This is a genomic window from Sporosarcina sp. PTS2304 (assembly GCF_003351785.1).
Classification (GTDB): domain Bacteria; phylum Bacillota; class Bacilli; order Bacillales_A; family Planococcaceae; genus Sporosarcina.
Map to the genome: position 1 here is coordinate 1,755,408 of NZ_CP031230.1, position 24,778 is coordinate 1,780,185.

At 36.1% G+C, this 24,778-nt stretch carries 21 protein-coding genes and 3 pseudogenes; 8 read left to right on the forward strand and 16 right to left on the reverse strand.

Features of this window, described 5'->3' with window-relative positions; all coding sequences use genetic code 11:
• Positions 1-589: 589 nt before the first annotated feature.
• Both DV702_RS08400 and DV702_RS08405 read left to right on the forward strand, forming a co-directional pair.
• Positions 590-964 carry a BlaI/MecI/CopY family transcriptional regulator gene (locus DV702_RS08400; RefSeq protein ID WP_114924354.1) on the forward strand — a complete coding sequence of 125 codons (375 nt, stop codon included), beginning with the start codon at positions 590-592 and terminating at the stop codon, positions 962-964.
• 12 nt (positions 965-976) lie between these two features.
• Positions 977-2,275, forward strand: coding sequence for a M56 family metallopeptidase (locus DV702_RS08405; protein ID WP_114924355.1), 1,299 nt, complete (start codon positions 977-979; stop codon positions 2,273-2,275).
• A gap of 94 nt (positions 2,276-2,369) precedes the next feature.
• Here DV702_RS08405 and DV702_RS08410 read toward each other — a convergent pair whose 3' ends face one another.
• On the reverse strand, positions 2,370-2,945 hold the full coding sequence (locus tag DV702_RS08410; RefSeq protein ID WP_114925884.1) for a recombinase family protein: 576 nt from the start codon (positions 2,943-2,945) through the stop codon (positions 2,370-2,372).
• 147 nt (positions 2,946-3,092) lie between these two features.
• Here DV702_RS08410 and DV702_RS08415 point away from each other — a divergent pair.
• Positions 3,093-6,059, forward strand: a pseudogene (locus DV702_RS08415) (Tn3 family transposase).
• A gap of 372 nt (positions 6,060-6,431) precedes the next feature.
• The gene (locus tag DV702_RS17335) at positions 6,432-6,674 is read left to right on the forward strand and encodes a transposase (protein ID WP_371682754.1); all 243 of its coding nucleotides are present in this window, start codon (positions 6,432-6,434) and stop codon (positions 6,672-6,674) included.
• A gap of 77 nt (positions 6,675-6,751) precedes the next feature.
• On the opposite strand, the gene DV702_RS08425 is transcribed toward DV702_RS17335, so the two are convergent.
• The 6 genes from DV702_RS08425 to DV702_RS08450 form a co-directional block, all read right to left on the reverse strand.
• On the reverse strand, positions 6,752-8,002 hold the full coding sequence (locus tag DV702_RS08425; protein ID WP_114924357.1) for an MFS transporter: 1,251 nt from the start codon (positions 8,000-8,002) through the stop codon (positions 6,752-6,754).
• Between the two features lie 60 nt (positions 8,003-8,062).
• The gene (locus DV702_RS08430) at positions 8,063-10,372 is read right to left on the reverse strand and encodes a ubiquitin carboxyl-terminal hydrolase family protein (RefSeq protein ID WP_114924358.1); all 2,310 of its coding nucleotides are present in this window, start codon (positions 10,370-10,372) and stop codon (positions 8,063-8,065) included.
• Positions 10,365-11,657 (reverse strand): aspartate aminotransferase family protein, encoded by a 1,293-nt coding sequence (locus DV702_RS08435; RefSeq protein WP_240315730.1) that lies wholly within the window; start codon positions 11,655-11,657, stop codon positions 10,365-10,367. The genes DV702_RS08430 and DV702_RS08435 overlap by 8 nt, the downstream gene beginning before the upstream one ends.
• Before the next feature lie 92 nt (positions 11,658-11,749).
• The gene (locus DV702_RS08440) at positions 11,750-12,454 is read right to left on the reverse strand and encodes an amino acid kinase family protein (RefSeq protein ID WP_114924359.1); all 705 of its coding nucleotides are present in this window, start codon (positions 12,452-12,454) and stop codon (positions 11,750-11,752) included.
• A complete protein-coding gene (locus tag DV702_RS08445) occupies positions 12,451-13,362 on the reverse strand; it encodes a nucleoside-diphosphate kinase (protein ID WP_162805754.1) in 912 nt (303 codons plus the stop codon). Before DV702_RS08445 ends, DV702_RS08440 begins: the two co-directional genes overlap by 4 nt.
• A 1-nt stretch (position 13,363) precedes the next feature.
• A complete protein-coding gene (locus DV702_RS08450) occupies positions 13,364-14,257 on the reverse strand; it encodes a nucleotidyltransferase family protein (RefSeq protein WP_162805755.1) in 894 nt (297 codons plus the stop codon).
• A 479-nt stretch (positions 14,258-14,736) separates the two neighbouring features.
• Here DV702_RS08450 and DV702_RS08455 point away from each other — a divergent pair, with 479 nt between their 5' ends.
• Positions 14,737-14,982 carry a hypothetical protein gene (locus DV702_RS08455; protein ID WP_114924362.1) on the forward strand — a complete coding sequence of 82 codons (246 nt, stop codon included), beginning with the start codon at positions 14,737-14,739 and terminating at the stop codon, positions 14,980-14,982.
• Positions 14,983-15,342: 360 nt separating this feature from the next.
• On the opposite strand, the gene DV702_RS08460 is transcribed toward DV702_RS08455, so the two are convergent.
• The 3 genes from DV702_RS08460 to DV702_RS16815 all read right to left on the reverse strand — a co-directional run bounded on the left by DV702_RS08460 (position 15,343) and on the right by DV702_RS16815 (position 16,999).
• Positions 15,343-16,044 carry a glucosamine-6-phosphate deaminase gene (locus DV702_RS08460; protein WP_114924363.1) on the reverse strand — a complete coding sequence of 234 codons (702 nt, stop codon included), beginning with the start codon at positions 16,042-16,044 and terminating at the stop codon, positions 15,343-15,345.
• Positions 16,045-16,647: 603 nt separating this feature from the next.
• Complete coding sequence (locus DV702_RS08465; protein ID WP_114924364.1) at positions 16,648-16,791, reverse strand: sigma factor-like helix-turn-helix DNA-binding protein; 144 nt, start codon at positions 16,789-16,791, stop codon at positions 16,648-16,650.
• A gap of 7 nt (positions 16,792-16,798) precedes the next feature.
• A complete protein-coding gene (locus DV702_RS16815) occupies positions 16,799-16,999 on the reverse strand; it encodes a hypothetical protein (protein WP_162805756.1) in 201 nt (66 codons plus the stop codon).
• Positions 17,000-17,228: 229 nt separating this feature from the next.
• Here DV702_RS16815 and DV702_RS08470 point away from each other — a divergent pair.
• Positions 17,229-17,438, forward strand: a pseudogene (locus tag DV702_RS08470) (glycosyltransferase); the annotation flags it as partial.
• Between the two features lie 109 nt (positions 17,439-17,547).
• Here DV702_RS08470 and DV702_RS08475 read toward each other — a convergent pair.
• A pseudogene (locus DV702_RS08475) lies at positions 17,548-17,988 on the reverse strand (DUF4158 domain-containing protein); the annotation flags it as partial.
• A gap of 220 nt (positions 17,989-18,208) precedes the next feature.
• On the opposite strand from DV702_RS08475, the gene DV702_RS17340 reads away from it, so the two are divergent.
• A complete protein-coding gene (locus DV702_RS17340) occupies positions 18,209-18,280 on the forward strand; it encodes an AlpA family phage regulatory protein (RefSeq protein WP_371682755.1) in 72 nt (23 codons plus the stop codon).
• Here the strand turns inward: DV702_RS17340 and DV702_RS08485 are convergent.
• Entirely contained in the window at positions 18,254-19,489 is a 1,236-nt protein-coding gene (locus tag DV702_RS08485) for an ankyrin repeat domain-containing protein (protein WP_162805758.1), read from the reverse strand. The genes DV702_RS17340 and DV702_RS08485 overlap by 27 nt on opposite strands.
• A 443-nt stretch (positions 19,490-19,932) precedes the next feature.
• Between DV702_RS08485 and DV702_RS08490 the strand changes: the two genes are divergently transcribed.
• Positions 19,933-21,054, forward strand: coding sequence for a CapA family protein (locus DV702_RS08490; protein WP_114924368.1), 1,122 nt, complete (start codon positions 19,933-19,935; stop codon positions 21,052-21,054).
• 170 nt (positions 21,055-21,224) lie between these two features.
• Here the strand turns inward: DV702_RS08490 and DV702_RS08495 are convergent, their stop codons facing one another.
• From DV702_RS08495 to DV702_RS08510, 4 genes are all read right to left on the reverse strand, one after another.
• Positions 21,225-21,449: a hexameric tyrosine-coordinated heme protein gene (locus tag DV702_RS08495; protein ID WP_114924369.1), complete on the reverse strand. Its 225-nt coding sequence runs from the start codon at positions 21,447-21,449 to the stop codon at positions 21,225-21,227.
• Between the two features lie 158 nt (positions 21,450-21,607).
• Complete coding sequence (locus tag DV702_RS17105) at positions 21,608-21,766, reverse strand: hypothetical protein (RefSeq protein ID WP_240315588.1); 159 nt, start codon at positions 21,764-21,766, stop codon at positions 21,608-21,610.
• 628 nt (positions 21,767-22,394) lie between these two features.
• Entirely contained in the window at positions 22,395-23,315 is a 921-nt protein-coding gene (locus tag DV702_RS08505) for an HNH endonuclease (RefSeq protein ID WP_114924371.1), read from the reverse strand.
• Between the two features lie 331 nt (positions 23,316-23,646).
• Positions 23,647-24,567 (reverse strand): DMT family transporter, encoded by a 921-nt coding sequence (locus DV702_RS08510; protein WP_114924372.1) that lies wholly within the window; start codon positions 24,565-24,567, stop codon positions 23,647-23,649.
• Positions 24,568-24,778 lie beyond the last annotated feature (211 nt).

Here is a 24,778-nt window from a genome sequence, read left to right on the forward strand (position 1 = left end):
GTCCACAAATTCTTCCATGCAAATCGTCTATTCCTTTACCGCATCCATGACAATTCGTTATGCGGTAGTCTTTTTTCACTTTGTTTATAGGGTATAGATTGAGCGCGTCCATACTAATTATTTTCAAAAAGTACAATCTATACATAAGTTGCTTATTCGCTTCAAATACTTGATAATTCGTGTCTAATGATCTGACGAATTCTAATGCTTCTACTGTGTCTAGCGAAATCGGTGATCCGGTCGTGTGTTCGAGTAATACACGCACAACGTCTAAATTTCTTTTTTTCAAATGAAGAAACAGTATAGATTCTTCTTTTTGATTTTTAACATGTACATCTGCCCCATAGCTAACTAATAGCTCAACAAGGGGTAGCGTCAGGAAAATGCGGATTTACAACGTTAAGGAAAGTACAATATAAGAAGTCCATTTTCTCGGTAGTAAATTGAGAAAATGGACTTTCTTGTTTCTACAAGATAAATAAAATAAGGAAAGTTGACAACTACTACACAGTGTAGTAGTATTCTGTTTACTACATCGTGTAGTTAGAGGTGTTATGGACGCATAACATTAATGAAAGAGGTGTACACCATGCAATTTTTGCAAAAAATATCTGAGACAGAAATGGAACTTATGGAAGTAATTTGGGATTGTGAACATCAAATCACTTCAAACGAATTGTTGCATATTTTTGCTCAAAGGGGTAAGGAGTGGAAACCGCAGACGATCTCCACTTTTTTATCTAGGTTAGTAGAAAAGAAATTCTTAATCGCGACAAAACAGGGACGAAGTAACACGTATCTTCCCCGTATTTCACAGGAAGACTATGCGCTATGGGAAACAGAGAGTGTATTAGATAAAATTTACCAAGGTTCGGTGAAAAATATGATTACGGCATTATATGATGGTGAAAAACTATCTGATGATGACATTGCTGAGCTAAAACAATGGTTTTCTGAAAGGTAGGTACAAATTCAGATGAATCTTATGCTTGAATTTATTGTCGTACTTACAGTTGCAGGTAGCACTGTCGTAATATTTGTATTGTTGTTACAGCTTATTTCACCCCATTTATTTTCTGCCAAATGGCGTTACGCAATTGGAAATATGGCTATGTGGTTCTATGTAATTCCCGTAGCAATTATAGTTAGATGGGTCAACCAGTTCTTAGCTATTAATCAAGGTGACGATGTACTCACTCTTACAAAAAATATGTCTATCCAAGGTACACATATCGTAAACCCGATAGAGATGATTTCAAAGCAAAGCATTCCAACAGAAGTAGCTTGGATATTATTAATCCTATGGGCTATGGGGGCTCTAACCTATGCTATTTGGCAAACGTATTGTTATTACAAGTTTATAAGAAAAATAAAAGAAACTACAACCCCCATTTTAAAGGACAGTGAGGTAACTAAGAAGCTTGCCTCCTTGAAACAGTTGCTTGGGATAAATGGAAATGTAAAACTTGCCTATAGCCCTGTTGTCAAAAGTCCTGTTCTTATCGGATTACTGAGACCAACGATACTACTTCCGATGGATGATAAAGTAGATATGGATTTGGGCATGGTCATTCACCATGAACTGGTTCACCTAAAGCGCAAAGATTTATGGATAAGAATGCTTGTATTGGTAGTCAGTACGTTACACTGGTTCAATCCTTTCGCTCATTTCTTACGCAAGGATATTAACATGTGGAGCGAGTTATCATGCGATGAAGAAGTCGTAAAAGAAATGTCTTATACCGAACGAAAAACGTACGGCCAAACTATTCTAAACGTTATGATAGGTGCTAAGGGATTACCAGTAAAGTTCTGTGCTTCATTATCTGGAGATGGAAAACAATTGAAAAGGAGATTAATGATGATGTTAAATGTTAAGAAACCCAATAAAAAAACTATGTTTATGACAGCTGTATTGATTCTAGCTATTGGTGTTATTGGTACTTCTACGGCTGTATGGGCCGCAAATAATACACCCGAGGTAGAAAACTTTCCAAATGAGCCAATTGCTAGCGATGCAAAGGGGGGTTCGATTATTGATGATGGAAACGCCTATGATTATACTTTTGAAGCATTAACTTCTGAACAACAAAAGTATGTCACAAAGGAAATGGCTCAATATTATCTGGACGAACAAGGAAATGTTGTTCACTTCACGGATTTAAATACAGGCAATATCCCTTTCGAGTCTTTAACTGCTAAACAGCAACAGCAGGCAACGAAGGAAATTGGTCATTACTCATTTATGAAAGTGAATGAAATGATTAACAAATAAAATAGAGAAATGACACGGTTACTTCAAATTTTTTAATCTTGTAAAATGCTTATTTAATCAAATCCAATTAACACTTTAATTGAACAAAGAAGGACTATTTGTTCCCTTCTGATAGCCTTCTATATAATGAAGCTCTAGATACATTTGTAATTTCACAAATTTGATTTACAGTCATACCTCCTTCTTTATATAGCTTTACTGCATAATTCATACCAGCGTGATTTTTATGATATTTTTTTAATCGACCTTTAAACTTTCCTTCTTTCTTGGCCAGCTCTATCCCTTCACGTTGTCGCATACGGATAAGGTCTCGCTCTAATTGGTTAACACCAGCCATTACTGTAATTAAGAATTGGCTGTATGGATTATCTTCTGACAAATCTAGCCATGAATCCTTGATTGATTTTAAGCTTGCTTTTTTACTTCGTATTAAATCAATCAATTCAAATAAATCCTGCGTACTTCGAGTGATACGAGTCAAGTCTATAACATAAATAATGTCACTTTCCTGTAAATCCTCTAACATTTTTTGAAGTTGCTCACGATCCTTTGTTGCTCCAGAAACTTTTTCTTCGTATATAATATCCATTCCGATTTCGTTCAGTTGCTGAAATTGCCTTGAAGGATTTTGGCTAGTTGAGCTGACACGTATATAACCGATTTTCCGCAAAATATCACCTCGCTTTTGGGACAAGTCTTATGAGACACTCTTAACTATGATTTTATCAGCCTACTACAATTGTATCAATAGAGTACACTCTATTGATATAGAATTAAACTAATTAACTGAATAATTACAGAAATGAGATGATACTTTATGAAAATTGTGAGAGGTAGAGAATTGCTTACACCGGAACAGCGACAGGCTCTTATGCAAATTCCTGAAGATGAGTGGGTGCTAGGAACCTACTACACTTTTTCCAAACGAGATTTAGAAATTATTAATAAACGAAGGAGAGAAGAAAACCGTTTAGGGTTCGCTGTTCAATTAGCTGTTCTTCGGTATCCCGGTTGGCCATACACTCATATCAAAAACATCCCAGATTCAGTCATACATTATATATCGAAACAAATCGGCGCAACTCCATCTTCGCTTAGTCTTTATCCTCAAAGAGAAAATACACTTTGAGATCATTTGAAAGAAATTCGTAGTGAATACGACTTTTTAACTTTTACTCTAAAAGAATATCGAATGACATTTAAGCACCTTCATCAATTGGCTTTGGAAAATGGTGATGCTATTCATCTACTACATGAATGCATAGATTTTCTAAGAAAAAACAAAATCATATTACCTGCTTTCACTACACTTGAAAGAATGGTGTGGGAGGCAAGGGCAATGGCTGAAAAGAAGCTATTTAATACGGTTAGTCAATCCCTAACAAATGAGCAAAAAGAAAAGCTTGAAGAGATCATTACTTCGCAGCATCTATCCGAATCCAATAAAACTATATTGGGTTGGTTAAAGGAACCGCCGGGTCATCCTTCACCCGAAACATTTCTTAAAGTAATAGAACGACTGGAATACATACGAGGAATGGAATTAGAAACGGTACAAATTAGTCATTTGCATCGCAATCGCCTGTTACAGCTATCTCGCTTAGGTTCAAGATATGAGCCTTATGCATTCCGTGACTTTCAAGAAAATAAACGTTACTCGATATTAACCGTCTATTTATTACATCTTACTCAAGAGTTAACGGATAAAGCTTTTGAAATTCATGACAGACAAATACTCAGTTTGTTATCAAAAGGCCGTAAGGCTCAAGAGGAAATTCAGAAACAAAACGGTAAAAAGTTGAATGAGAAAGTTATACACTTTACGAACATCGGACAAGCTTTAATAAAGGCAAAACAGGAAAAATTAGATGTTTTTGAGGTTTTAGAATCCATTATTGAATGGAATTCTTTTGTCTCTTCGGTGGAAGAAGCTCAAGAGCTTGCCCGTCCTGCCGACTATGATTATTTAGATTTACTGCAAAAAAGATTTTATTCACTTAGAAGATATACGCCAACGCTTTTAAGGGTATTGGAATTTCATTCTACAAAGGCAAATGAGCCACTTTTACAAGCTGTTGAGATTATCCGAGGAATGAACGAATCTGGAAAGCGAAAAGTGCCTGATGACTCACCTGTGGGTTTTATTTCAAAACGTTGGAAAAAGCATTTATACGAGGATGATGGTACAACAATCAATCGTCATTACTATGAAATGGCTGTTTTAACAGAACTTCGGGAGCATGTTCGGGCAGGAGATGTTTCCATTGTTGGCAGCAGACAATATAGAGATTTTGAGGAATATTTGTTTTCAGAAGATACATGGAATCAAACGAAGGAGAATACGAGATTATCAGTTAGTTTATCATTTGAAGATTATATAACGGAGAGAACTAGCAGCCTTAATGAAAGGTTAAAGTGGTTAGCTGCCAATTCCAACAAGTTGGATGGGGTTTCACTTGAAAAAGGAAAGCTGTCACTTGCACGCTTAGAAAAAGATGTTCCAGAAGAAGCAAAAAAGTTTAGTGCAAGCCTTTATCAGATGCTACCAAGAATAAAATCAACCGATTTACTCATGGATGTTGCGCATATAACAGGATTTCATGAGCAATTTACTCATGCTTCTAATAATCGAAAACCCGATAAAGAAGAAACAATTATAATTATGGCTGCCCTTTTAGGAATGGGAATGAATATTGGTTTAAGCAAGATGGCTGAAGCAACACCCGGACTTACATATAAGCAATTGGCCAATGTATCTCAATGGCGCATGTATGAAGATGCAATGAATAAAGCCCAAGCCGTATTAGTAAATTTCCATCATAAATTACAATTGTCCTCCTATTGGGGCGATGGTACGACATCCTCGTCAGATGGTATGAGAATGCAGCTAGGTGTTTCATCACTTCATGCAGATGCAAACCCACACTACGGGACTGGAAAAGGAACCACCATTTACCGATTTACGAGTGATCAATTCTCTTCTTACTACACAAAGATTATTCATACAAATTCAAGGGATGCGATTCATGTTTTGGATGGTTTGTTGCACCATGAAACGGATCTAAACATAGAAGAGCATTATACAGACACAGCCGGTTATACAGATCAAATCTTCGGATTGACTCATTTATTAGGATTTAAATTTGCTCCAAGAATAAGAGATTTATCGGACTCAAAATTATTTACAATAGATAAAGCAAGTGAGTATCCAAAGCTAGAAGCTATTTTACGTGGGCAGATAAATACAAAGGTCATTGGAGAAAATTATGAGGATGTTTTGCGATTAGCCCATTCAATAAGAGAAGGAACAGTCTCAGCATCCCTAATTATGGGGAAGTTAGGTTCTTATTCAAGACAAAATAGCTTAGCTACAGCCTTACGTGAGATGGGAAGAATCGAAAAAACAATCTTTATTCTGAATTACATTTCGGATGAATCACTAAGAAGAAAAATACAAAGAGGATTAAATAAAGGAGAAGCCATGAATGGACTGGCAAGAGCTATATTCTTCGGAAAACAAGGAGAGCTTAGGGAACGCACCATACAGTATCAATTGCAAAGAGCCAGTGCTTTAAACATAATTATCAATGCTATAAGTATTTGGAATACTCTCCACCTAACAACAGCAGTTGAATATAAAAAACAGACAGGTAGCTTTAATGAAGATTTGTTACACCATATGTCGCCATTAGGTTGGGAACATATTAATTTACTAGGAGAATACCATTTTAACTCAGAGAAAGTAGTCTCATTAGATTCTTTAAGACCACTAAAACTTTCTTAACGTTGTTAAAAACGAGAGATTTGTCAGGAAAATAGGATTAGCGTTGTAAATCCGCATTTTCCTGACGCTACCCCCATTTGCATAAATGGTTTTGTGTAAATCCTATTTGTATGACTAAAATCTTCACAGAAACAATCGATGCAGCTCCAGCCTATCAACGAAATACGGCACACGTAACAGAATGCCTAAGACAACTAGCTTTTCAATCTAGTTGCGTACAAGCCGCCAAATTAAGCGTCCAACTAAGTTTACCTGTAAGCCATGACACTTTACTTCGTCTAATTTATAAAACACCTAATCCTGTCCACACATCTCCCTTTCCTTGCGGTTGATGATTTTTCTTTTCGCAAAGGATCTTCCTATGGCACGAATATTTGTGATTTACGCACGAATCAACCGATTGCCTTGTTAACTGGTCGTGATACAGCGACCGTGACAGACTACTTAAAGCAACAATCGAAACTCTATGTCGTAGCACGTGATGGGTCCAATTCGTATAAAGCCGCCATTACAGCGGCCTCATCGACGATTGTTCAAGTAAGTGATCGTTTTCACCTTGTTCAAAATCTCTCGAAAAACTTAAAAGAAGCTTTAGGCTTTCGTGTTGCCTCATGAAGTTAACTGGTACTAATAGTCACCTTATTCTGTGTGTAACCATACTTCCTCAGTTGTTCAGCAAGGAACCTACAGAACTAATTGGTTTTAATGTTCTTAAAAGTCATTTCTTTTCGGAATGTAATTAAAGCTATAGCAACAATTAATATACCGCTTGCTAAGAAAATATGATTAATTTTGATGTAATTAACCAAAATACCCGATGACAACATTGAAAATGGTACAGCAATTCTACTTATCGTGCGGTTTCCAGCATTAACTCTTCCTAAGAGATCTTTAGGGGTTATCTCTTGGATAAGCGTTACAATATTTATGTTCGCAAAAGAGACTGAGATTAAAAGCAAGCCATATGATAGGATTAGAGGCAGCAAGGAATCAGATACACTAATTAGAATGGTTCCTATCCCTGCAGTTATAGATCCAATAAGAATCCCTTTACCTCTCCCTATTTTTTTAGACCAAATCCTGACCGTAAGAGCAATACTTATAGCTCCAATGGTTCCACCACTATAGATAAAACCCATTTGTGCAGATGAAATGCCTAATTCTCTTGTGTAAAACAAGAATATAGCTAATGTTGAACCTAAACCAATATTAATAAACAAAGTTAAGAAGGATATCATTCTGAGAGTATTATTCTTCCAGAGATACTTTATGCCTTCTAAAGCATCTTTTAATATACCTCTAACTGATATAGTTGTTTTCTTGGTATTATCTTCGTTAATTTTCAAGTTCAGTACCGCTAGTATTAGGAAAAAATATGAGAAGGAATTTATCCATAATATATTTTGAGCTCCGAAAGTAGCAATAAGTATCCCCGCTAAACTTGGCCCTAACAAAACAATAATATTTTGTCCTAAGGAAATTTGAGAATTTGCTTCCACTAGCCTGTCCTTCTTTATGATCAAAGGTATTGTTGAACTTATGGTTACTGAATACAGACTACTAGCGAAAGCTAAAACAAATCCTGCGATAAATAAAGAAGGTACAACTAAATAACCTACATTAACTAAAGAATACAAACTTATTACAGTTATTATAGAAAGTGCTAGTGAAGTAATCATAATAAGTTTTTTGTTAATGTTATCAATTAAAGCACCCATCAAGAAACCCAGCAATAAAATCGGTATTTGCTCTATTGCAGCTAATGTACCCATCATTGTAGAATTCCTTGTTAGATCATACATAATCCAAGGTAAGGCAAGTAAATGTAATTGTTCACCTATACCCGAAAATATCTGTGCGATCCATAGAAATAAGAATTTTTTATTCCGCCATAATGAAGCCTCTTTACCAACAACTTTTTCTACCTTTTCTACTGCTTCCATGTTAGACCATATTCCCCTCTATTGCCTAATTTTTTTCTAAAGAAACGCGCTAAGCAAGTTCTATCTAGTCGCCTCTACTAGCTCAAGGCTATTTTTCATCAATGGTAACTGGTTATAAACATACACATTTTGATTGAAAGCATAGACCTCTCCATCTAATACAACAAAGGCTTTTACAAAGTAGTTATGAGGTTTTAATGTCTCTGGAATTGTAATCTTAGATTTGACTTCAATGAAGTTGTTTGGTGGAATTGATAAACTCCATTTTCTTTCATCAATATAACCTACATTATCTTGTTTTTTATTCTCCCATCCATATCCAAAGTACAGGGATAATTCATTATTTGTTCTATTAAACAATTTATAGGATACATCTGCTTCGTTCCCTCTAATTAAATTCTTGTCTCCGGAGAAAACGACTTCTACTTGTGGATTAATAGGTCTATCTTCAATAACTCCACATGTTGGACAAGTCATGAATACCCTCTGAGTATCGGAAGTTCTATTTAATAAATTGTGTTCGTAGAGTATGTTGTCACAATAGTGACATGTAAATTCTTTTGCATTTGTATTAAGCAAATCGAATCTTGCTCTGTACAATTCCGAAAAGTGGTATGTCCTACTATCCAACCTATTTAAAATATAATCAATAACTTCTTCCTGACTCTCCTGTACATAGCTATCTAATTTTTTTATCCTATCCTGGACAGTTTTATTTCTTGTGATATTGAATTTGGATTCTGCCAGTAATGAATTAACATTTTTAAGTCTTTGGTAGCTTTCTTTATTCCTAACATCTAACCTATGTACATTAATATTTAAATCAGACAATTGCTCGAGATTATTTACAGTTTTCAACAACTTCCTTACATAAGAGTCATTCACTAAATGAACTTCAATTTGAATTTTTAACTCAGCAAGCTCAAGACGTTCCGCTGTGTAAATAAACAATTCAATTACCTTGTTGCTTTCATTAAGACTGTAGGAATAGAAGAATGGAGTTTTACAAACTTTGCCCTTAAAATCAAATGCGAAATCTAAATTTTGCTGTTCATTCTCTACCACTTCAGTAAAAAGTTGAGAATCTGATATTTCAACTTTTAATAATGGGTTAATAATTACATCTTCAAGTGTAAATTCCCTATTGCCTTGTTCTACTACAAACGAATGTTTTTCAAGTGTCCCGTTTGGGTATTGTTTTATTGCAGGATCCCCTACCAATAGATAACTAGGATAATCAATTAGTTGAGTTCTGAGTGCATTATTGAGATACAGCGTTGCTTCTCCGATACTATGTCCAGATTTAATGAGGCCATAATACAAGAAGTTTTCACCTTCATGCCCGTTTTTAATTCCTGTGCTACTTAAATAACTACATGCTAAACTATCTAAAGCTCCGTAAACCATATTAAAGTTTAACGGGTACTTTGAATCGCCGATTTTCATTCCTTGGCAGCTATTCAAAAATATATGAAATGCATTTAAATCAGACATATAGAATAGATTACCCGGTTTATAACAGCTGCCCTCACAAACGCATCCTGGTGTCCCTTGATAAGTGGGTGGCATAACCATTTCAGTAGAACTATTGCTTTTTCCGCATATCAAACCATCGGACATATATATATGATCTTCTCTGGCATGTCCGGTAATCATTAATGAATTTATAGGTCTACTAGAAAGCTCCACAATGTCGGCATATGAACTATTATCCTTGTTATATATTTTTAAATTTTCATTTTCAAAAGATGAAAATCCATCAACATTTCTGATAATAAATGCATTTTCGTTAAATAACTCACTGTATTTACTAAAAATAAGTGTTTTAACTATTAGAGCTGATATTTGATTTTCATCTATTCCGGTTATGAATCCGTATGACATACTTTGCATCAAAAACGTATTTGATTCTAACGTTTTTCTAATTATTTCTATTTGCTTATCGCTGAAGTTTTCGTGACTACCAAAAAATGCGATATGCTGGATTTTTTTTTCATTTTTCAGTAATTCTTTGATCTCATAAAAACTATCTAACCAGACAATCTTTGTTTTTTTTAGAGAAGAATACAATTGTGCATACAAAGAAAACTTATCATCTTTGATACAAACGATAATAGTATTATCTCTAGCTACAAAATCTCTGCTGTTACTAGCTCCAGTTCTATTTAGATCATCTTCGTGCAGTATATAATTGACTTTTAAGGTGTTTAGTACTGAAGAAGGCAATTTATTGATTATAGAAAATACCCCAGTAGAATCAAAATACGGGATATCACTACTATTCAGCTGATTTACGCTTTTCTCCAATATATTAGGATCTTTTATACATAGTAAGTTCATGGTAACCTCCTGGATTTTATTATTAAACATAGGAATTAGCTAACTCCTGCAATGTGAAATCTAATCTATCACAAATATTTCTAGCTTCCCTCATTGTTAAAGTCAAAGATGGCCTTATTTTAATAACATTTCCAAATCCATATCTAGAAGTTCTAAAGATCAATCCATTATTGAATGCCAATTTAGTAATTTGGTGTGTTAGTTCTAGATCAGGTGCACCGTTTTCATCAACAATTTCGAAGCCAATCATTAATCCAGCGCCACGCACGTCTCCGATGAATGGATGCTTTTTCTGTAATTCCTGTAAATAGGAAACTATATATTCTCCTGTGTTTTTAACATTATCCAAAAACTCAGGTTGACTTATAATATCTAAAGTTTTTAGTGCGGCTGCAGAAGCTAATACGTTAGATCCATATGTGAAGGAATGATGATGGCCCTCCAAGTTAGCATATTCCTCTCTCGCTGCTATCGCAGCAATTTGAAAGCCTGATCCACCCAATCCCTTTGCGATCGTCATGATATCTGGTTCGACACCAAAGTAATCCGCAGCGAACATTTCACCTGTTCGACCTACACCAGTTTGAATCTCGTCAAAGATTAAGGCAAAATTTCTTTCGTCTGCTAGTTTTCTTAGTTTCCAAAAATACTCAGGTGGCGGGATAATGTTATCGCCGTTACCTAAAATAGGTTCTAAAATCATACAAGCTATATCTCCGCTACTACCATAATCAATAAACTCATTTATTCTTGAAACACAAAGAGTCTCACATGAATCAGGAGTTTGATTATAAAAACATCTGTAACAGTATGCTGGAGGTACATGTGTTATCCCTGATTGAAGTAGGTTTGGAAACTTTTGACGCCTGAAAGATAAACCAGAAGCGTTCATTGTATAAATTGTTTGTCCTACATGTGATCGAAACAGAGATAACACACCGGGTTTACCATGATAGTTCTGAGCCATCTTTATAGCACCTTCGTTTGCTGTTGACCCCCCAGATACTTTGAGATGGATCTTAGTTAAACTTTTGGGTGTTACTTCAATCAACTTTTCAACTAATTTCGCAACAGGCTCAGTCATGTAACTAGATGTAACATGAACAATACCATTTAATTGTCCCTGGACAGCTTCTATTACTTCTGGATGGTTGTATCCTAAACTTAAATTGAAAGTTGCCGCTGCGCAGTCAATATACTCTTTTCCGGTAGAGTCATATAAATAAATACCCTCTCCTCTTTCCATCACAATATCTTCTGTCGGATTATAGAAGTATTCATTTAAATGTAGCAATTCCTCATTTACTTCTTTCATTTCCATTTTGATAGGCATTTGTTTATCTCCTTTGAGCTAATTAATAGTATTACGTCCGATAACCACCGCAAGAATATTAGAACATAACATTACTATTTATAATTTATTTCAGAGTGGATGCTTTCTTTACCGCGCAAAAAATCTATTAAGTTTTTATTTTTATAACCATTTAATACCCAACAATTCATTTGTGCTTTATATAGAAATTCACTTAGTGTTTCATCAACTGAAGTTTCACTTGATAAGCTATTCACACTAACTTTAGGAATTAATTTGGCTGTTGGAGATTTTTTAGGGTCAGAGTCATAAATGCCATCGACATCTGTTAAAATAATAAATTTATCAGCTTCTAAAAGGGTTGAGAAATATGCACCCATCGAGTCAGAGGAAATGCTCCAACTCTTTTCAAATGGATCTAATAAGAAGATTAAAGTTGAAGGTAGTAACACTGGAATTTTACCTCTGTCCAAAACTTCTTTGATACCAGCAAAATTATCGGTCGTTTCAAATACATCTAAATTAAAGTTAGCAAACAATAATCCAGTTTGATCTTGTGCTCTAGCACAAGCTTGATGATGAGTTATTTCATTTAATGTAAACTGTTTATCTACACTTTCGATATAATTATCGATTGGACCACCACCAGGAAAAATGACCAATCTAAATTCTTTTGCCACTTCAGAAAGTGACTGAGCTAAATTCTTCGCTAGGTCTATATCACTTATTAAACTGCCTCCTAGCTTTATAACGTAATCAATTTCTAAGTCCACAAAATTCTTGGTTTTTCTAAGTCTCATGAATTAATTCCTCCGAACAGTAAGTTTATTGGTTTTGTTACGCCACTTTGGAGAGTAAGCATTTCCCATTCAGTTAAGAACGGTCCCCAACTATATTTCTTTTGTTCATACTCTTCATAAATATTTATTTCATGGTAAAACGGCAGTAAAACTAGTTTCTTTAGCAACAAAAATAAATCGTGTTCGTCTTCGATGTTGCTTATGAATTCTTTTTGGTGCATCAAGAGCTCCTTATATGTTTCACTAATTACTAATCTGTCACTATTACCTTTAAATTGTTTAAGTTGATAGTTGTATTCTTCAACGAATAACTTTGCCAACGATTCATGGTATTCACTCTGCTCTTTCTGAGTAAATAAATATAAAATTCTTCTCTTCACTCTAGAAAGCGTGGCATAAAAATCCAGTAAGTTGGAATGTCCGTAATTCTCATCTAATAATGATAGATTTGGTCTTAACCTAGACTCCTCTATTTCAGTAGGTGTGAAAAATATATTAATTTCTTCTTTACACCTATCATGGTTGTCGGGAGTATGTATTAGATTAATAAATCTATTTTCCGCTCCAAATTTCCCCCTAATACTATCGGTTGAACAAACGGTTGGGTCTGACTTCCCTTTAATTGCTGTTATATATTCACTTAGATCCGTACTAGAATGTTCCTTATGTAAAAGAACTGCAACACTTCGCCCCAATGAAAATAGTTTTTCTACTAACCACCAATTAGGTGACATTTTTTGAATTTGCTCTTGATAAAGCCGCTCTAACTGCCGTAAGTTTATATTCAAGTATTTGAGCTTCACAGCACATATACCATGTTCCTCTTCCAAAAAATTTAATATGGGATAAACTAATTTCTGTTCAACTGCGTCAGGAGAAAATACAATAAATGTGTAATTATCTTTCAAACTAATCACCTTCACCTCTAAATTCAGTTACATACTTACGTACAAATTGCCAAGCTTCTCTTGTATTCCGCGCACTAAAGATATTTTCCATTTCATCAAAGCTTACTCTACTGTTCCTCATAGTCTCGGTGATTTCATAAATATAAGCCCAGGAATGCTTTCTTGAACTGTAATCGTTTTCAAATTTTAACGTTGTAAAATAGATCACATCTGCTGGTGAGATTCCCATATACTTCATATCTTTCAAATAGTATTTACATGGGATAAAATCGCTCTTTCCATATGTTTGTTCTTTCTCTATAATTTCCGTAATTACTTCTATTTCTGAGTAAAATACGATGGTCTTGTTGTCTTTTATAAATAAATTCGTTTTGCTGAAAGTATTTTCAATATAATCGCCCTCAAATGTAATTACATGTTGCTTGTAAAATGACTTCTCTTTCTCATGCCTTTCGTCAGTAATTTCTATAAGATGGCCACTTTCATCTAAAAAACCATATTTATAACCTAAATTGTTTAATAAAGCATTAATTTTCTCCCTATCCGCTCGATCAATAAACAGGTCTATATCGTTCATTACTCTTAAACCAGACTTAGAATAAAAATTAAAATTAGCGACAAAGCCTTTGTATACAATAAAATCAAGTTCTTCTTTGGAGAGTTTTTCAAGTTCCTTTTTGAGAATTGAATTTCTTAGCATTGTCACCTTATTCAAGAACAATAATGTGTCAAATTGACTCCCCTCTAACCTTTTAGATAAGAACAGAAATATTGTTTTATCTTCTATCAAGAAATTTAATATCTTATGGTGCACTAAGTTATCTAATAAGAAATTAAAACCTTTTTTTTCTAGAATTATTTCAATATCGTCAATAACCTTTTGCTGATTATTCAAGTACAAATTTGAACTTATCTTAAAAAAGATGTCGAAGATCCTCACCCCTAACTAAATAGTAAAAGACATTGAATTCAAGGTGTTTATACACCTCTAGGCATACTTTAACATTTGAAAAACAACTTACGAAATTTGCTAAAAGGCAACTTTTTTTAGTTTTTATTTCAAAATCATTTCTCAAACTATTATTTTTTGTTCTTATACAAATAAATTGTGGGTAATAGAATTAAAATAGGTATTAGATATGTTTTTTACAGGTTTAAATAATATATTCCATTTTTGGAGTCATTAAATAAAGATTATTTTTGAGCCCAGACAAAATTTACATATTAAACAGCATATTCCCAAGAATGTATGTGCTCAATTCACTCGATTTTTATGGTTGACATATTACCCCTGCTTAATATCAATTAAATTTTGATTATACCATATATTTTTGATATTATGGTAATATTTTGGATATAGAGGGGGTGAAATATTTGAAAAAATATTTAGGTTTACTATTAATTGCACCATTTTTCGTGGTATTTCCGAATAATACGGGAGCAGAAGAACTGATTAAAGTTGGAGAAGTAGGGAATGATTTAGATGTAGTTTTTCCAACAGCGATAGTTGACCCAGGTGTAGGGGCTGGTGCTGGGGTTACTGTAAATTCGGAACCTCCAAAAATCTCTGAGAACAGAAAGATTAAAAATAACCGATGGAAAAGGCACTTTATATGTTAAAGCAAATCAGTATGATGTGGTTGATGAAATTCGATTTGTATATGGTTCAGGTCCTGATACTACCGTTCATAGAGTTGTAGTAAAATCAGGGCAATCGGTCCGTCCTTGAATGTTTCATCTTCAATTACGTTTAAACCTAATACTTTGGAAACCATTGCATCAAATTCGCCACTTGTAGCATTTGCCTTTGCATTGTATTTACCGTTATCAGCTACAATGCCACGCTCAGCTAATGTATGTGCTTTATAGCAGCAGATATTGGATTTTCACCGAGACATAGACTATGGTTAATGAATCCAAATAAAAAAGAGCTATTCTCACAAAGTAAAATAGCTCTTTTTTGAAGTGTTTTTATGACACTCACACTATATCAGTAACAATTGTTACCTCATCATGTTCTAATAAATAGGTTATAGGCCAATTACTATCTAGTTTTCCCTCTAATAATTTATTAATTGCTGCACGTTTTTTTTCTCCAAAAGCAACGAGTAATATACTCTTTGCTTTTAAGATTGTACCAATTCCCATTGTAATAGCCGTTTCTGGAATCGTTTCTCGGTTATTAAAATACTTACCATTAACAATCTTGGTTGAATCTGACAATTTAGCCACATGTGTAAGGCTGTTAGAAGGTGAACCAGGCTCATTAAATGCAATATGTCCATTCTCGCCTACGCCTAAGATAATTAAATCAATTGGATATTTATCTATCAAAGACTCGTATTGTTCACACTCTACATTTACATTTTCGGCCATACCATCGGGAATAAAACTTTCTTTAAATTTTTTTCGTTTAAAAAGGTATTCATTCATAAAATAAGTATAGCTATTACTGCTCTTTGTAGAAATTCCAACATACTCATCTAAATTAAAAGATACGATGTTTTCAAACGACAAGTCTTCATTTTTTATCCATTCATTGTAAATGGGGATCATTGTTTGACCTGTCGCTAATCCTATTACATTTAAAAAGCCGTTATCAATTTTCTCTTTTATTATGTCAGTTACAACATTCGCTGCCGTATGAGGGTTTTTCGTTCTAATTAGATTTAAGTTTTCCATTTTTACACCCTTTTATTATTTTTTTCTAACCAATTGTACATTATATTGATTCACAAGCCAAATATAATCCTGAATTCTTACAACACTATCTAACATAATCTTTAGCTTGTTCATTGTTGTTGGGGCATAGCACTATCCAATCTGGCGAAACGAATTTAATAAAGGGGTTTAAGAAAGGGGTTTAAGAAAGGGGTTTAAGAAAGGGGTTTAAGAAAGGAGAGAAAGCTTTCGATGCAATTCTAATTTGGAATGAAAAAGAAAAGAAGATTGGTTTTAAAATTAATAGTAATTAAGACAGAAATCTGTAAACCCCCATAAAAAGGAATCCATTTTGAAAAAAGTAATCAAAATGGATTCTTTACTTTTGAAGTACAACAGTGAACTTCCAAAAACGCGCCCGATTCTAGAACTTTATTGCTGTTGTTCTTCTTTACGTGAAAATAATTTATTCCCTAGCAACCCAACGATAAAACTGCTAGAACAGCAATCACGACTAAAGTGGTAAAACTTGCTTCAGGCACTAAGTATGTAGAGGTAAAGACCACAACACCAACAAATACCCCTGTAAATATAGCCATTCCAATACTGATAACTGTGCTGTTGTTAATTCAGATATAACTTTGTCTGTTTTAGTAGTATCTCGCGGCTACGACGAATTCTTGTTTTTACAGCCGGCAGAGGAATTATCATTATTTCCCCGACTTCTTTTAAAGAAAGTTTTTCTATGTAAACTAATACAATAATCATACGATATTTAGTAGCGTGTCCCTAGTCGAGCGAGCTGAGTTAACCGGTTTCGATGAATCGTATGTAATAAGATACTGCCTAAGTCCATCTCTCGTATAAATACTAATCGTTCAATTACTTTTAAGAAGGTATCTGGGGACGGGAATCCCATTGGTTCTTTTAACCAGCCAAGTGGTGTTTTATTCGATTCAGTTGCACTAGTTGGCACAATTAATGTCTCCAATTTATCTATTTGAGTAGGTGTCAACGCATGATGAATAAGATTAAATATACTCTCTTCTGCTCGGGCGCGTGTTTCCCATACAACTCGTTCTATCGTTGTTAAAGCTGGAAGGCTTGTATGTTTCCACGTAAAACGAACAATTATTCAGCCTTGTAGTGGATGAAGTGTCGAGTAGGGCGCTTGAGGGGATTCAAGGAATGTACGGAGGGATAAAATGATTACGATAAGTTTATGCATGATCGTCAAAAACGAAGAGGCAGTTATTGGTAGGTGCTTGGACTCCGTTAGTGCATTGGTCGAGGAAATCATCATAATCGATACAGGCTCAATTGATCGTACAAAAGAAATTTGTCGGCAGTATACAGATCGTGTTGTTGACTTTCAATGGATAGAACATTTTGCAGCGGCACGAAATTTTTCATTTCAAATTCCGGTGATCCATGAGCTCATTGGCATAATAGAAAGTATCACGTGGAGACAAGGGGGTTCCCGAATCGACGAGTGTTTTATAGATGCGAAGATTGCGCTCATGAAATAATTTTATTTTGTCTTAAGAATTCAATGCACGCATTTAATAAAAACATCGTTTCCCCGTTTTCTAAGGCAAGGGGCGTAAGATGCTTCGAAAGCTGTCGGTACTCCCTATTAGTAAATTCTTTATAACCATAAACTTTGCGAATTTCTTTTAAGTCATCCCATAATGTATTCTCTCTTTGTCCGTAAGAATGAATGACCGTTGCTGGAACATTGATTTGTTGAGCGATGTACTGGATAACTGTCTTTGGAATGCTTTTAAGATGCGTGTAGGACCAACCAGGATAGCGTAAAACAGCGAGCTGCACTGCAAAACCTAATAGATTTTCTTCACGTCTTCGTTTATGAATTACCTCTAAATCCTGCTCTGAAAAAGTATAATACGTTCCCAGGAACCATTCATCTGTATGTAATTCCATATACAGCAAGTCCACTGTCATTTTAATGGACAGTGGACTGCTTATAGCAAAATAATTTTTTAAACGTTCTGCACAATTTACCCTCTATTAATTAATTTTAATTCTTCATAGTCTTTTACTTGAACGAAGGAAGGATTAAATAGTGCCAGAGCAAGAGGTCGCAAAGGTGGTCGTCCAGTAAATGAAAGAGAGCTGAAAAAGGCACAACTTATATAAATCTGAACAATATAGCGTCAGTGAAATTGTTGAAATGACCGGAATTAGTCGCGCTACAATTTATCGCTATTTAAAACAAAAGCAACACAACATTTAGAGTTGAGCATGCTCTTGTTTTTAATCCATTTTTCCTTAACGTTGTAAATCCGCATTTTTCTGACGGGACCCCAACAAACTCTTTTTCTTCTGCAAACCGTTTCATGATCTCTACACTTTCATTAAGAGAACTTCTAAACTTCAGCTCTATTTCACTTAATTTCTTCGGTTGGAAATCTACCTCTGCTAATGCGGTATAAGGATGGCCGGCGTTAGGATTCGCCCCTTTTTCAAGCAGTACTTTCAAGCATGCTTTTGCACGATTGGTCGTAGCCCATATAATTAGCGGAACCGATTTATACATATAATCGGCCGATATCCCCCGGTCAACAAGTTCTTTTAACACTTCTGAGTAATCATTTTCAAAGATATATTGAAAAAAATCATCATAACAACTGACATCATTTTGGAGGTGATCGAGTATCAATGTGACGACTCCCATCCTCTTATTCTTCATAGCGACAAGCATCGCGTGATTGGCGTTAGCGATAATTGTAGGATCTGCTCCGTTTTCCAATAAACGTTGGACGTTCTCCATTCTTGAACTAGCACACGCATGCATAAATAACGTCTGACGCATATCGACAGTTGAACGATAGTGGATCGAGTCTTCCTCAAAATAATTGATGATTGCGCGTACTTCAAGTATTGGTAAAATAGCGCTCAATAAATCACTTGTTGGACGAGATAACAAGACTCGAACCGTTTCATATAACGTTTCTGTATTGAAAAGTTGCTTTCGCATGACGAATTTTAGTAATCTTATGCTTTCTGCCTTTACTGCCCACGTGATCATCGTTTCTTTTTTTTTAACGTCAGGATATTTCTTTGCACTTCCAGTACCTGGTGGGGAAATATACGCTTCCGACGCTTTTCTTCTTCTATTCGCTATGAAGTAGGCATGCTGTTCTTGTTTATTTCGTATGTATAGATCCGCACCATATACTTGTAGTAACAACACAATGTCTACATGATCCGCATTTACAGCAAACATTAACGCCGTATTTCCATAGTGATCTTGATGGTTAATATCACATATCTTTCTTTCAAGTAGATGTTCAGCAGTTTCGAAATGATTGAAAAAAACCGCGAACATTAAAGGGGTTCTACCATTTTCATCTGTCTTCTGCATATATTGTCCATTTTTCAGTAATTTCTCTATCTGTTCGATATCCCCATTAGACGCAGGTGCTATTAACGGACACTTCAAATGTATACCCCCCCATCTGATCAGTAGTTTGTTGTAGATCGGTACTTGCTCCTATTCAAATCATATCACAATCTATTATCCAACATTCAACACTAGATGGGCAGATAAACAGTGTGCTCACTTTTCCAATATAATGTCTTTTAACTTCTCCAACATTATTTCATACGCCTCTTTATAACTATAATTCTCCTCCACTACTTCATCGCGTATTCTATACTATAATCGGCACCGACAAAGCGGCCCATTCATTCCAAGCCATGCGTTTCCCTACTTTCTATCTCTTTCAGTACTTTTTAGTATTTCAACTATATTACACTATGAAGTCTTTTCGTTTCTAGTAAACTTATATGGTATAATTAGGTGGTTTTCATGATTACAGATAGTTTCAGTCGATGAATTAGACATCATTTATTAGCTAACTATCCATATATGGAGTGAATATTATGCAATTACGTTGGATGGTTGCGCTACTTGCTGTCGTTTCGATATTTTGCGCTTATTTGTTATGGACCGATTACAACGAAAGGGAATACATAGTCCCGCAGCAAGTCTCGTATCCAGAATCAGATACTAAGACAGAGACACATAAAGAAGTACCACCTACTAATACAATGGAAAAGCCAGTTATTTCTACCGCCACGATTGGTATGGTTGGAGATGTATTACTACATAATCCTATATATAAGTATCCTAGTTTTGACTTTGCGTTTGAAGCTGTCAAAGACAAAATGGAAAGTATCGATTTCCTGCTGGCCAACCAAGAATCGATGCCTGGTGGTGTGGAACTCGGACTGGATACGTATCCGAAATTCAACAGCCCAAAGCATATAATCCGTGATCTTCAAACGGCAGGAGTGGATATGCTGTCATTCGCTAATAATCATACGTTTGACAAAGGTGAAGTAGGGGTGCGGAATTCTATTAAGCATGCGCAAGAGTACGGCATGCCTTACATCGGAGCGTATGAATCATTTAAGGACCGCAAGACGCATCGAGTCGTAGATGTAAATGGCATAAAAGTTGGGATTTTAGCTTATACGTACGGCACGAATGTATCGCTTGATTTATTTGATAAAGAGTATTTGGTGAACTATATCGATCGGGATCGTATTTTGATGGAGATGGCGCAAATTAAGCCTTTAGCGGATATTGTCATTGTGTCGTTGCACTGGGGACCTGAATATGTGCTTGAAGCGTCCGAAGAGCAACAAGAACTGGCCAAGTTTGTGGCAAATGCCGGTGCGGATGTGATTTTCGGTCATCATACACATGTGTTGCAACGTTATGATGAAATCGGTGATACGAAAGTATTTTACTCACTCGGTAACTTTTATTCAGGACAACCGTTTGAATATACGAACTTTGGCGGCATTGCGCGATTGACTGTGACAAAGGAACAAACAGGAGACGAAGTGAAAGTCACAGTCAATGATCCACGCTTCTTTCCTACGGGTGTCGTCAAAGATCAACAAAAGCGATTTACAGTCGTTCCTCTTAAAGACGCTCGAACAGTTCCATATAGCGAAGAGTGGGTGGAGGAACATGTCGGCGTGCCAAAGTGGTAACGATAGAGATCATTTCATTGCGGTTATGCGATGAAATGATCTTTTTTAATCTAGTCGTCCATTATAAGAATGGGTGAAACAGAAATAAATTTTATTTACAAAAAAGTTGAAGCTCATATCGTAGTGAGCTCCAACTTCTTGTAAAGAGTAAGCCTATACAGTGTTCTGACTCACTTCCAGTAGTTATTCGCTGCTGCCACTGTTTGAAAATGTATGGCAATGACTTGAGATGCAAGTGTTAAACTATCCGCATTTTCTGCATAATCTGGACGTAGTTTTTCGCGTACTTCTGCAGAAGTCTGTGTATACCCTACACCTTTACGTGCAAGCGTAATCGCTAATTCAAAACCTTCTTGTGGCGTATCTGTCGTTAAACTGGTTAACCATTGTGTCATACATACCGCCTCCTAGTTACTACCAGCTTACAGTATTCTGACTAATCTTTCAATTCTATCGCAACATTGCTACGTAACGACTTACTTTTTCATCCGATGCTCATTTTGCAACATATCCGTTAACACTAACTCTGTATCCGTTACCCTCATTGTATTAACTATTCTTTTTTCAGAAACGAGTACATAGAAGTTCCTTGTTTCACCGTTTTACCTTTTGCGCCAATATACGAATGATAGGCACTCAATTTCATCGAATCATCTAATGCACGCACAAGAAACGCGGAAAACTGTGCGCGCGTGACGGAATTTGCCGGCATAAATTTCCCTTCCGACCCACCTGCTACTCGTTGCTTGGCGATACCATTAATGTCCTGATATGCCCAGTGTGCTGGAGTTACGTCGATAAATGTTGCTTGTTTATCGAGCGGCCTGCGCTTGACATGGCATCGCTACAACGAAAAGCAGCAAAGTCATACACGAGGTGATGACTTTAGAGATCATATATTTCTCTTCTTTCATTCAACATACACACTATATACTTGAAACCAGGCTTACCTATCTATTTAAGCGAGCGGTTGGTTGACAGCTGTAGCATTGGCAGCCTGGTTAGTAAAATAGTTGCAAGCACATACCCTCTACTGATTCGGTTTCAAAACAATTAATCGAACACATATCACTTCCCATAGTGAGCACGATTCGATTACAAAGAGCGGTACGTTTCATGTAGCTAGATGTTTCTTGCCACATGCGCACCCTACAGACGGAGAATTTCAGAAAAAGTTTCAAACTTTTTATAAATTTTTTCTCGTTTTATATTCCTCACAAGAAGGACCGTCTCCTGCGTTTGCATCCTTCATTCAATTCGACAGGACGATTTTCATTACTTGTACATAAAAAAGAGCGGCATAGAAATTCAGTTTTCACTAATTCCCTACACCGCTCTCTCTACTCTTTAAACATATGCTTCTTATGCCATTTCAAATAAGGCTTATTCTTCTCCGTGCGATTCACTCGCATCTTCTCATGAAGCCCGTACTTTTCATAATCCTCTTCTCGTAGGATAGACGAGAGATGAATCTTTCCTTGGCCGTCAAACGCAATGAAGCCGTTATGATACAGTGCATGATGGTTGCGACAGAGTAGTATGCCGTTATGCGGATCGACTCGCTCTTCTGTCGTACAGTCTTTCCATGGTTTTGCATAGCTTGCTTGCAACAGTTCTAGCAGGCTAATTTCACACAATGCGCATTGATCGTGCCATAAAGGCGATAGTTCGTTGCGGTGGAGTTGACGTCCAAGACGCAGTTTGTTTTTTGCTTCCGTTTCTGTTTCAGCAAGTAACGGTGTTAGGAAATCATGTTCAATAGCTTGTACCGTGCCCATGACGAATTCCAATTGTTCTTCCTCTGCCTCATAGCGATTCAAATCAGTAAGCAACTCGACTAATTTACATGTTAATTGCTCATTGCAAGGATAGAGATACCCTTGATTTCCATAGGCATTGTCTTGAAACGGTGAATACTTGATCGGCAAATACGAACGAATTTTATCAAAATACTGCGCCACATGAAGAGGTTTTTCAAACTCAAAATAGTCTGCCTCGAGCAAATATCCTTTTTCTTCTTCGCTACCTAGAAGCGGAATCTCAGCAGGTCTTTTTTCTTCTTTGTAAGACGAAGTCACTACACTGATCGCAACAATCTCCCCTCTAACATAATGAAAGATCCGATCGCCCACTGCGACTTCTTTCATGCGTTCCCAAAAATGATGGGTATTGCCTATACTGTCCTGCTGCATGCACCAAAGGATTCCCATTGTTTTTTCTTCTTCGTATGTACGTCCTTGCATGACGATATAACTTTTCATGACGATTCCTCCTTTCACGCTGTTTTTTAGTTTCCAATCGGCTACGTCTCTATATAAAAGGTATCATATAACGGATTCTCTTGTCCCGATCGCAGTGCGTGGTATGATTCTAGTAACAGAATACTTACTGGATGAGCGTTTCCTCTACATACCATTTATATAGGTAGATGCACATGTAAAAAGTAAAAACCACCAAAAATGTACCTCCTCTTCCTGCAAGGGCCATTTCTAGCGGTTTTTTAGCAACTTCTTCGTATGATAAAACAATCTAGTATCCCGATGAATTTCCAATACTATTACTTAGCAATCACTCTCTTAGAACTCCCTGTATTCACCGTAATCCACTTTGTTTCACTTTCCGTCCACGCCAATACGTCTCAATTGCACCCGAACCGAGCGACACGCCCATCACGATCAATACAAATCCGACAAAATGCGCTAACAGAATTTTCTCCCCCAAGAAGAGTCCCGCGCCAATCAACGCAAAAAAAGTATTGAAATTCAGGAAAATAGAAGCACTTGCTGCACCGATCTTTTTAATCGATGAATTGTACAACATATGCCCGACTGCAGTCGCGAGTAGTGCGGAAAAAGCGAACACAAGCCAGATTGACCAAGGACCTTCGCTTAACGTTTGAAAACCAGTAGGTTCTTTTATCACAGCCACGACCATCAATACGACTGACCCCATCAACAGCATATAGCCTGTCATTAAGCGAGCGTCCATTGTTTGTGAGGCTTTCTTTATAATAAGAAAACTTAAAGCTTGCGATAAAATCGACAGGAATACTTCTATATCACCAATTGATGCGGCACCTAATTTTCCACTTCCTGCAAGAACCGTGAAACTGACACCCGCTCCCCCGAGTAGAAATCCAATCAACCGCAAGACAGTCAGTTGTTCTTTCAAAATCGTTACTGCCAGCACCGCCGTTAATAATGGACCGAGTCCCAAAATCAGTCCACCGTTCGCAGCACTCGTTTTACTCAAACCATCTGCCAAGAAATAATGATGGAATACGACATTCGTCAACATTCCTCCGAGCAAAAGCAACCATTCTTCTTTTCTAGGCAATCGTACTAATTTCATACAAGCTAGAAGGAAAAAGACGAAAAGAGAAGCTGCGAAAATTCGCAACGCTGTAATCGTGATGACATCAAACTGATTGACGAGCACTTTAATCGCTGAGACGTTAATGCCCCACATGAACATAATTCCGATTAATACGACATATACTTGTTTATTTTTCAAAAATAACAGCCTTCCTGCCTTACTATATTTCACGTTTCGTCTACAACATCTTCACGCACTTTTCGTCCGAACCATTTACTCAGAACAAACAGTAGACAGATAGATAGATAGACAATTGAAATCACCCCCTTCGAATGATACACTTGACCTAGTAAAATAGAAGTTTCACATTTACCAAACAGAAATCTAGTATTTTTTAGTCCTAAGTGTC

Excerpts from the sequence above, each read along its gene's own strand:
- DV702_RS08465 (WP_114924364.1), bottom strand. The coding sequence starts at position 16,791 with ATGATTATTGTATTAGTTTACATAGAAAAACTTTCTTTAAAAGAAGTC.
- DV702_RS08460 (WP_114924363.1), bottom strand. The coding sequence starts at position 16,044 with ATGGAAAACTTAAATCTAATTAGAACGAAAAACCCTCATACGGCAGCG.
- DV702_RS08440 (WP_114924359.1), bottom strand. The coding sequence starts at position 12,454 with ATGAGACTTAGAAAAACCAAGAATTTTGTGGACTTAGAAATTGATTAC.
- DV702_RS08430 (WP_114924358.1), bottom strand. The coding sequence starts at position 10,372 with ATGTTTAATAATAAAATCCAGGAGGTTACCATGAACTTACTATGTATA.
- DV702_RS08505 (WP_114924371.1), bottom strand. The coding sequence starts at position 23,315 with ATGAAAAGTTATATCGTCATGCAAGGACGTACATACGAAGAAGAAAAA.
- DV702_RS08495 (WP_114924369.1), bottom strand. The coding sequence starts at position 21,449 with ATGACACAATGGTTAACCAGTTTAACGACAGATACGCCACAAGAAGGT.
- DV702_RS08490 (WP_114924368.1), top strand. The coding sequence starts at position 19,933 with ATGCAATTACGTTGGATGGTTGCGCTACTTGCTGTCGTTTCGATATTT.
- DV702_RS08425 (WP_114924357.1), bottom strand. The coding sequence starts at position 8,002 with ATGGAAGCAGTAGAAAAGGTAGAAAAAGTTGTTGGTAAAGAGGCTTCA.
- DV702_RS08400 (WP_114924354.1), top strand. The coding sequence starts at position 590 with ATGCAATTTTTGCAAAAAATATCTGAGACAGAAATGGAACTTATGGAA.
- DV702_RS17105 (WP_240315588.1), bottom strand. The coding sequence starts at position 21,766 with ATGCCGGCAAATTCCGTCACGCGCGCACAGTTTTCCGCGTTTCTTGTG.
- DV702_RS08405 (WP_114924355.1), top strand. The coding sequence starts at position 977 with ATGAATCTTATGCTTGAATTTATTGTCGTACTTACAGTTGCAGGTAGC.
- DV702_RS08435 (WP_240315730.1), bottom strand. The coding sequence starts at position 11,657 with ATGAAAGAAGTAAATGAGGAATTGCTACATTTAAATGAATACTTCTAT.